This is a genomic window from Aneurinibacillus sp. UBA3580, assembly GCF_002375825.1.
GTDB classification, from domain to species: domain Bacteria; phylum Bacillota; class Bacilli; order Aneurinibacillales; family Aneurinibacillaceae; genus Aneurinibacillus; species Aneurinibacillus danicus.
Window position 1 is genome coordinate 1 of record NZ_DFMZ01000054.1, and the last position, 8,880, is coordinate 8,880.

9 protein-coding genes are annotated in these 8,880 nt (G+C 46.3%); 2 read left to right on the top strand and 7 right to left on the bottom strand.

From position 1 onward, the window contains the following. Positions 1–133: 133 nt before the first annotated feature. Positions 134–1,327, bottom strand: coding sequence for an MFS transporter (locus tag B2899_RS08705; RefSeq protein ID WP_146810912.1), 1,194 nt, complete (start codon positions 1,325–1,327; stop codon positions 134–136). A 163-nt stretch (positions 1,328–1,490) separates the two neighbouring features. Between B2899_RS08705 and B2899_RS08710 the strand changes: the two genes are divergently transcribed. Beyond that, entirely contained in the window at positions 1,491–2,966 is a 1,476-nt protein-coding gene (locus B2899_RS08710) for a SpoIIE family protein phosphatase (RefSeq protein WP_170230294.1), read from the top strand. A 91-nt stretch (positions 2,967–3,057) separates the two neighbouring features. Here the strand turns inward: B2899_RS08710 and B2899_RS08715 are convergent, their stop codons facing one another. From B2899_RS08715 to B2899_RS08740, 6 genes are all read right to left on the bottom strand, one after another. Continuing rightward, the gene (locus B2899_RS08715) at positions 3,058–3,357 is read right to left on the bottom strand and encodes an STAS domain-containing protein (protein WP_146810914.1); all 300 of its coding nucleotides are present in this window, start codon (positions 3,355–3,357) and stop codon (positions 3,058–3,060) included. Between the two features lie 42 nt (positions 3,358–3,399). Then, a complete protein-coding gene (locus B2899_RS08720) occupies positions 3,400–3,801 on the bottom strand; it encodes an ATP-binding protein (protein WP_286885129.1) in 402 nt (133 codons plus the stop codon). Then, positions 3,788–4,105 (bottom strand): hypothetical protein, encoded by a 318-nt coding sequence (locus B2899_RS08725; RefSeq protein ID WP_286885131.1) that lies wholly within the window; start codon positions 4,103–4,105, stop codon positions 3,788–3,790. Before B2899_RS08725 ends, B2899_RS08720 begins: the two co-directional genes overlap by 14 nt. A gap of 42 nt (positions 4,106–4,147) precedes the next feature. After that, the gene (locus tag B2899_RS08730; RefSeq protein WP_146810917.1) at positions 4,148–5,539 is read right to left on the bottom strand and encodes a globin-coupled sensor protein; all 1,392 of its coding nucleotides are present in this window, start codon (positions 5,537–5,539) and stop codon (positions 4,148–4,150) included. Between the two features lie 419 nt (positions 5,540–5,958). Continuing rightward, positions 5,959–6,900 carry an AEC family transporter gene (locus B2899_RS08735; RefSeq protein ID WP_286885132.1) on the bottom strand — a complete coding sequence of 314 codons (942 nt, stop codon included), beginning with the start codon at positions 6,898–6,900 and terminating at the stop codon, positions 5,959–5,961. 95 nt (positions 6,901–6,995) lie between these two features. Further along, complete coding sequence (locus B2899_RS08740) at positions 6,996–7,709, bottom strand: TenA family transcriptional regulator (protein ID WP_174760614.1); 714 nt, start codon at positions 7,707–7,709, stop codon at positions 6,996–6,998. A gap of 373 nt (positions 7,710–8,082) precedes the next feature. On the opposite strand from B2899_RS08740, the gene B2899_RS08745 reads away from it, so the two are divergent. Continuing rightward, on the top strand, positions 8,083–8,880 hold a 798-nt coding region (locus tag B2899_RS08745), incomplete at its 3' end, for an ROK family protein (RefSeq protein ID WP_286885137.1).

The following is an 8,880-nucleotide window of genomic DNA, read 5'->3' on the forward strand; positions in this document are numbered from 1 at the left end:
CTTCGCCTTTTTCTACACTAAAATCCTCTCCTCGTTCTGTTCTCTCTTTTCCTTCGTACCGCAAAAGTCAGCCGCTCTTCCCATGATTTTCATAGCAGGGTTGCAGCTGAAAAGCCATGGGAGTTTTGATTGATTATTCGGTCGCGGATTCTTTGCCGAGGAAAAGCACGACCAGTACGGCCAGCATCGTCATCGTAAAGAACATGGAAAAAATATATGGGAAGCCAATACTCATGCCGATGAGCAGCCCGACCAAGTACGGTGCAATGATACCGGCAATTCGGCCGAAACCTGCGGCCCATCCGGTACCGGTGGCACGGAACAAGGTCGGATATTGCTCTGCCGTATATGCGTACGTAGCGCCCCAGGCCCCCAGATTGAAGAAAGAGAGACAAATGCCGGAAAATAGTAATGTCCATATATTAGGTGATAGTCCGAATGCCAGCGAAGAGATGGCAGACAGTGACATGAATACAACAAGGGTTGGTTTTTTGCCCCATTTGCCGACGAAGTAGGCAGCGGTGAAATATCCAGGAATCTGCACTAACGTCATCAGCAGCACGTATTCAAAGCTTTTGATGAGTGTAAACCCTTTCATAACCATAATAGACGGCATCCACAGCAGCATTCCGTAGTAAGAGAAGACGGAAGCAAACCAGAGGGTCCACAGCACAAATGTTGTGCGGCGGTAAGAAGGGGACCACAAAAGTTTAATCTTTTGTCCGATCGTCTTCTGTTCAGATTGCCTGGTAAAAGCGGGTGTCTCCGGCAGTGCGCGGCGCAGATAAAGAGCATACAGCGCAGGGATTGCGCCCATAAACAACCCGACGCGCCAGCCAAACTCCGGAATGATAAAGTATGAGATAACGGCGGCAACAAGTGCCCCGCCAGCCCAGAAGCTCTGCAGCCAGACGACCCACTTTGCCCGATCACGCTGCGGGGCAGATTCCAGAACATACGTAGTGACGACGGGAAGCTCTCCTCCCAGACCGAAACCGACAATGAAGCGCAGCACCATAAAGATGAGCAGTGTGGTGGCAAAAGCGTTCAAACCGGTGGCAATGCTATAAATAAGAAGTGTAACGATGAACAATTGCTTGCGTCCGTAACGGTCAGCCCATAGACCGGCAAGCGCCGCGCCCAGTGCCATTCCGATGAAGTTAATCGTACCGATAAGGCCCATTTCCGTCGGCGTCAGTCCCCACTCCACATTTAGCGCGGCAATAACGAAGGCGAGGATACCGACGTCCATCGAATCGAACAGCAGCCCGATTCCCGAGACACCGAGCAGTTTTAAGGCATGTCGCTCTTTTTTTTGCGTATTCATCTTTTTCATCCTTTCTTGCTGTTTTGGCGATACGCAGGGTATCGGATGCTACATTGTATTCATACAAAAGAGAATTGCTTATGGAGTAGAAGCAAAGGATTTCATATTTTGGTGGATATGCTACACTGAAAATAGAAACGAATCCGGTGAGGGGGCAGGCAGCATGAATGAAGAGCAATCGGCCTGGCAGATCGCACAGATGATCGAGACCATTTCCGATGCGTTTTTTGCTGTGGATAAACAGTGGCGGTTTATCTATGTAAATCGGGAAGCTGAAAAGATTTTGAAAAAACGCCGGAAAGATCTGCTGGGAAAAAGTTTGTGGAATGAACTCCCTAACGCGATGGCTCTCACCTTTCAAAACGAATACTATAAAGCGCTGGCTGAGCAGAGAGCGGTCGAATTTGAAGAATATTCGCTGACATACGATAAATGGTTTAAAGTGCATGCTGTGCCGTTTGCCGGTGGGCTGTGCGTGTATTTTCACGATATTACAGAGCGGAAAAAGTCCAATGAGCAGTTTCTTCATGCACTGGAGACGAATAACCACCTTGCCGCAGCCATTGCTAATACAGTAACGGGCGTAACTATCTCGAATCCGAACTTGCCTGATAATCCGCTGATTTTTGTCAACAAGGGATTTGAAGTGCTAACGGGATATATAGCTGATGAAGTGCTGGGGCGCAACTGCCGCTTCTTACAGGGGGAAGAGACGGATCAAGAGACGATTGCAGATATCCGTCGAGCAATAAGAGAGCGCAAACCAATTACATCAGAAGTGTTGAATTACCGGAAAGACGGGACAAGTTTCTGGAACGAGTTAACCATTAGTCCGGTTTTTGATGAATCAGGTGATTTGCTTTATTTCGTGGGATTACAGTCCGATGTTACTCGCCGCAAGCAGGCGGAGCAGGTACTGCAGGCAGAGCTGGATTTGGCCAAACTAGTGCAGGAGAGCGTGCTGAGTCGGCCGCTTTTTGAAGCAAACATTGAGATTGAAGCGATATACATTCCGTCTGAGAAATTAGCAGGAGATATATATTGCTGGTATAAAATCGATTCCCACCGGTATGGCATTTTGCTGCTTGACGTAGTTGGCCACGGAATTAGCGCCTCGCTTATCGGCATGTCCGTTCGCTCACTTCTGCAGGGGTTGATTACAAGACTGACAGACCCGGTGAAAGTGGTAAAAGAGTTGAATCGACATATGAATAACCTGTATGCGGAACAGCGTAAAATATCCTCTTATTATTTTACTTGCATTTATGTCGTAGTCGATACGAATCGAAAAACGATTGAGTATGTGAATGCTGGTCATCCGCCCGGGATCGTATGTACGGCGGAAGGGAAGAACTGGCGGCTTGAGAAGGGAAGCTTGCCGATTGGACTTCTGCCTCATTTACCGGTCGAGAAAGAAGTAATTACATACGAAACGGCAGCACGCATTGTTCTTTATACTGACGGTTTGATAGAGAGAAAGGAAAATGCGGCGTTTCATATGGTAGAAGAGATGCAGCGTTTCTTTTGGGAGAATCGCCATATGGAAACGGCAACAGTGAAAGAGGCAGCGATAAAAGCTTTTGTAACCGAAGAAAACAAAGATGATGTATGCTTGCTTGTGATTACGCTCCCGGAATAGGGAGGTATGGGGCGGGTAGAGGCAAGTAAGAAAGCAAGAAAGAGAAGGAGCGGAAAAAGGCAAGCCACTTTTCCGCTCCTATTTGTATCGGTTATGCGATTTCCACCAGTGTATCGAGCTTGCAGATTTGCAGGATGTTTTTCACAGGAAGAGAGCTATTGATAATCCGGATTTGATAGCGGGAAATCAGTGGATGAATCCAGCTGATAAGGAATCCTACGCCTGTGCTGTCGATGAATCGTACCTGTTCAAGATCAATGACCAGCTTTGTCGGCTGCTCCGGAATTTTTATTTCCCGTACCTTTATTTCGATTTGCCGCACGGTTTCAAAATTAATGTCTTCCTTGAAGGTAAACAAGATTTGATCCGTTTGTACGCTATAAGTAATCATTCGATTTTTCCCCTTTTGTTCTTTGTTTCCAGACCTTTGTCATTAGCGATCAAATATAATAATAGCCGTTTCACCGCGTTCGTCGAATGAAAAATGCTTGCTGATGCTTTTGATAATGTATAAGCCCCGGCCTCTTACCTGTTCCGGCGAAGGCAAGCCGGTCGCCAAATGTTTATGCCAGTCAAAACATCCCCCTTTGTTGACAATGCGGAGTATAATCTCGCTGTCGGTCCACAGAACGGTGATATGCGTAGGGTGCGTAGATGCTGCTTGCGGGTTGTGATCGATAATATTAACAAGAATTTCCCATATGCTGAGCTGAAGAGAATAATGCAGCAGACAATTTTCCGTAAGGGAAAGATGACTGCAGACATCATGTAAAACATGATCAACATATTTTTTTAGGTTCTCTCTGGTTAAATCGTGAAAATCATAAGTTAGCATGTTGAACTTTTTCCAATAATTTTTTTAGGTATGGGTGACGATATTCATCCTGGTGCTCAAGGCGATAGAGCTGACTCCAGAGAGAATTATACGTGGATTTGACTTTCATAGGAGTAACATTACCAAAGTAATACTGCAGATGAAGCAGACGCCATTTTACGTAGTTTCGATTGTCGTTTGTATTTGCCATATTGCCCATATCGATGCGAATGATTTGCTCATTCGCTTCGTGCAGTAATACATCTGTCATTTCCTCAAGAGAGGGGAATTCCCGGTTTTCAAAAGAAAATTTGACTATACTCATTCCGTGTCCCACCTATGCACGTATTTCTTTGTATCTGTGCGTTTATTGCTTCTGGATGTCGAATTTGTCATTCAATTGATTGCTTAAAAGACTTAATTCTTCAGCCATCTTGGCCACTTGTTCGGATGCGGTGGAAATTTCATTGAACGTTTGCTGGAAGTCTAAAATATAATTGCTCACATTCTTAATTTTTTCGCTGTTGGCACGCACCTGTACCGAAGAGTTATTCATAATATTCATAATCGCAGTATTAATCTCACGGAAGCGGTTTGTTTGTTTTGCAATTTGTTCAAATGAATTCTCAAATGAGTTCACGTTATTTTGTACCATAGAGATCTGTTCATGAATATGATTAAGCGCCGCCTGGGTTTGCATAGCAAGATTACGCACTTCCTTGGCCACGACAGTAAAGCCGCGTCCATGCTCTCCTGCGCGCGCCGCTTCGATGCTCGCGTTTAAGGACAGGACATTCGTTTTGTTGGAAATAGCATGGATAACCTGGACAATCTCTCCGATTTTATTGGCGCTTTCAATAAGCTCTTTAGATTTATCACGCGTTTCGTCCATGATTTCTACGATACGGTCAATTTCTTGCAATGCCGAACTAATTTCCGTTTTACCTTCTTCTACATCGTTTACCATCTGCTGTGAGCTTTCCTGGATGTCGCGTGTACCCTCGAGCATCTGCATAACATGCGCCTCTTTCTCACCAATGGATGCGCTTGTCTCTTCCGCTGTAGCTACGAGCATTTCGGACGATTCGTTAAGGCGGTGCTGGATGCGTTCGATTTCATTCAGACGCATCATAGACGATGTATAAGAATCGATATAGGTAGAAATCGCAATCTGCATGTCAAACGAGCAGAGGCGTTGAAACGAAGTGAACGCTTCACGCGCCTCGGAAGGGGAAGCCATTTCCCTGAGCAGCAGAGCCAGCACTTCATTCTGGATTAATGTATACGCACCAATATACCACTCTGGAAACAGATTAATCCGGTTATGCACATTGCCGATAATCTTACGTCGAACGATGTAATCCTGACCGATTTCGCCGGACACCATATCGAGAAGATAACGTTCTAAGGTCTGGCGCAGTTTATCGACCGAGCTATGATTGTTGATAATGGCCATTAAAGACGGAACCTTCATGATTTGGTCGTAAAATGATTTTACAATGTCGGCTACGTATTTGGTAAAGATAGGACGAATGGCAACAAGACGTTGCAAATCTTCTTCCGTCAATCCTACAAACTGGACTTTGGATGCTTCCGTGCTTTCCATCAATTGCTGATAGAAGCGGGAAACTTCCGCTGATGAAGCCGCGGAGGCTCTTGTGCCGGCCGTCTGTATCGACTCTTCTTTTTTCGTTCCTTTAAAAAATCCCAAGGCTCCTTTTTCATTGCCGAGCAGATGCTTAAACGGACATTCCATCATCTTCTTCCCCTTTACATAAATTATGTAAATTTGATTTGTCTACGATAAGTGAACTGGTAAAAGCAATTAGAATCAATGATGATTATACCATGACATTGGATGAAAAACTCATACTTTATTACTAAAAAAGCGGATTGTTTTTTTACATTTTTTTAATAAATCCCTTATCATGGGCCTGTATTTCTTTTGGCAATCGGCTAATAGTCTCTATTTTTGAGCTTCTCAGCCGCAGCCCCGACATGAAAACCATGGGAAGGGCGGCTGACTTTTGAGGTACGAAGGAAAAGAGGAAAGAGAACGAGGGGAGGATTTTAATGTAGAAAAAGGCGAACGCCTTTTTCTTGCTTGGATCTTTATTCCTCTCTCCTCTCCTTCTTTCTTCCTGATTTTCACAGAAAAAGGAGCGCTTAAAGCGCTCCTTATTTGACGAGAAGATAGAAGCCGATCATCGTCATGAGCGGAATGGTCGTAATTGATGCAAGCGTGGAGAATACGGTCATCGTCGCTCCGTATTCTTCGTCCCGTGAATAGCGGGCAAACAGAATGGACGCCAACGTAAGGCTCGGCATAGTCGACTGCACGATAATAATCTGCGCCACCTCCAGCGGTAGAGAAAGAAGGTGCAGCAGCAAGGCGATAGTGACCGGGAAAATGAGCAGTTTCATGATGAGCGGCATGCTCAGGTGATGCAGAGCAGTGGTCCGTTTCTTTTTAGCCATGGACGGAATGAGCATTCCAATGTACATCATGGCAAGCGGAGATGCAAGATTGGCCAGCGTTTCCGCCAGGTTTGCCACACTCTTCGGGGGCGTGACATTGAACACGGCGACCAGCATTCCGATGAAAATGGATATCATTGGAATGTTAATAAGTGCTTTTAAAGAACGAAAATTGAATCCTCTCTGACCCTGCAGCATCATGACACCAAGCGTCCAGATGGTAAAATCCAATCCTGCGTCAAAAATAGCCGCAAGCAGTGCTCCTTTAGGACCGAATAGAGCAGCGCAGAGCGGAATGCCGATAAATCCGGTATTGCCAAGACCTGACAGAAGCGCTATTTCTTTTGCTTTATCGGGAGTGATATGCATTGCGCGTGCCGCCATCCAGCCGAGAAACACGCCAAAAAAGTTAATAAGGATCGAACTAAGAAAGATTAGTAAAACAAGCGTAAGAAAATTAGCATCAATCTCTGTTTGAAATACCCCGTTTAGGATAATACAGGGCATTGCTACATTGATAATAATGGCAATCAGCAACTGCCGCCTTTCCAACGTAAAAGGCATGCGGCAGCTTAGAAGACCGCCAATGAGAATCATGGCTGCCATTGTAAGGATGGAAGACACGACAGTTTCAATCTCCACCTTCTTCCCTTCTTTCTCTATGTATCATTTAGAATATTCCATCGAATCCTATCATAATAAGCGCGGCCCGTTCCGGCGAACAGGCCGCTTTCAGCTTATACGCTTTTCATGCGTTCATATAAGCCGTTATAGAAGCGCGCTTCAGAACGAGTGATATACGCACCGGCACGATACATAAGTTCCAAATCCTGCGGAGATGTGAAGCGGATCAGCACATTTTTGCATAGCTCGTAATGGCGCGGTTCGTGATGATCGGCGTGCACAGTCCAGAAGGTTGTGTTCAGCTTCCGTTCCTGGTTATAATTCGGGTGTTCCAGTCCTTTGCCGATAAGTCCCATCACTTTACCGGCGAACATCTCTGAACCAAAGCCGATGGATGCCATTGCTTCGATCGACGTCGCATTGCGCAGGAAAGAGATAAACGTATCGACAGCTTCTTTCGCAGCCGGGGCTACCGGGTAATCCGGTACGTATTTTTCATTTGTCGGTACATCAGGCGCGGCCGTAATCATGAACGAATGGTATAGACGGGAATGATAGCTCTGCGGATTGCCACGTCCGCCTTCGTCCCACAGGTTATCAACAAGCGGAACCCACCAGTCGTCTTCCGGCTCGACGGCAGCCACAGCTGCACCCAGTACCCGGGGAAAGTTGCGGCTATAATAACTGTACTGAAGTGCAAACTCTCGTACCTGCGAAGGTGTCCACTCTCCTGCCAGCAGTGTTTGCATGAACTCTCCCTGAATGATTTCTGTTTCTACAATGTCCCAGATTTTCTCTTCAATTTGTTCATAGCTTGTAATCGCCATGTGACAAATCACTCCCTTTATTTTTTCGTTCTTCTGCGTCCTACAAACTTTTTTATTATACGCATGACCTTAAAACAAAAGTCAAGGGGCAAACCGTGCTATTTAACATAAAAACATTATAACGCTTAACATTGTATAAAAAAGGAGAACGCAAAGAAAAGACACTGCTTTACTTTAGCTTAAAATTTATGCGCCAAGCGGCTATAATGAGGCGGAAGAGACGCCATTGGTCGTGATGCAGCATGGGTGCACACAAAATAGGGACGATTTCTCTTGTATAAGGGACGTACGGATAAAATCAAAACGAAACCGTCCATACATACTATAATAGAAGAATAGGGAATTTGGATAGACGGGCAAGGAGGAGGGTGCAGTGTATCTCTGTTTTGATGTAGGAGGAACAAATATTAAATCCGGTTTGGTGGATGCAAATGGTACGGTTCTCGCCAAACGGAAGGTGGCTACGAGAACGGGTGGTGAGGCGGAGCAGACGTTTCGCCAGTTTCAGGAGCTGAGAGAGGCGCTTTGTAATGAAGCGAAAATCGCTCCTGGAGAGATTCGGGCTGCCAGCATAGGCATCCCGGGATTTGTAGAGATGGAAACCGGGCGGGTAACCCGGGCAGTCAACCTTGGCTGGAGGGATGTTCCCGTAGCCGAAAAAGCGTCTGCTATGCTGAATGTTCCTGTGTTTGTAATTAACGATGCGAACGCGGCAGCACTCGGAGAGATGTGGCGGGGAGCCGGAAAAGGTGTGAATAACCTGCTATGTATTACGATCGGCACCGGTGTAGGGGGCGGTGTCATCACAAATGGGAGGATTGTCAACGGAACACATGGATTGGCTGGAGAAATCGGCCATTTTCGTGTAAAAATAGAAGGCGGACGGCCATGCAATTGCGGCAGAGCTGGCTGCCTGGAAACGGAAGCATCTGCGTCTGCCCTTGCTTATTACGGCGAGCAGGCGGCAAAGGCTCATCCAAAGAGCCTGCTTGCAGAACAGCTGGCCCGGGAGGGAAAAGTGACCGGTAAAGTTGTGGCTGAGGCAGCCCGGAAAGGCGATGAGGCTGCACGTAGTGTGCTTGCTAACGCTGCCTATTATTTAGGATATGCGCTGGCGGGTGCTTATACCGTCACTGCTCCGGCCCGTATTGTTATCGGTGGCGGAGGAGCC

What these genes read in the sequence shown, in the direction of transcription:
- B2899_RS08705 (WP_146810912.1), bottom strand. Translation starts at nt 1,327, where the DNA reads ATGAATACGCAAAAAAAAGAGCGACATGCCTTAAAACTGCTCGGTGTC.
- B2899_RS08710 (WP_170230294.1), top strand. Translation starts at nt 1,491, where the DNA reads ATGAATGAAGAGCAATCGGCCTGGCAGATCGCACAGATGATCGAGACC.
- B2899_RS08715 (WP_146810914.1), bottom strand. Translation starts at nt 3,357, where the DNA reads ATGATTACTTATAGCGTACAAACGGATCAAATCTTGTTTACCTTCAAG.
- B2899_RS08720 (WP_286885129.1), bottom strand. Translation starts at nt 3,801, where the DNA reads ATGCTAACTTATGATTTTCACGATTTAACCAGAGAGAACCTAAAAAAA.
- B2899_RS08725 (WP_286885131.1), bottom strand. Translation starts at nt 4,105, where the DNA reads ATGAGTATAGTCAAATTTTCTTTTGAAAACCGGGAATTCCCCTCTCTT.
- B2899_RS08730 (WP_146810917.1), bottom strand. Translation starts at nt 5,539, where the DNA reads ATGATGGAATGTCCGTTTAAGCATCTGCTCGGCAATGAAAAAGGAGCC.
- B2899_RS08740 (WP_174760614.1), bottom strand. Translation starts at nt 7,709, where the DNA reads ATGGCGATTACAAGCTATGAACAAATTGAAGAGAAAATCTGGGACATT.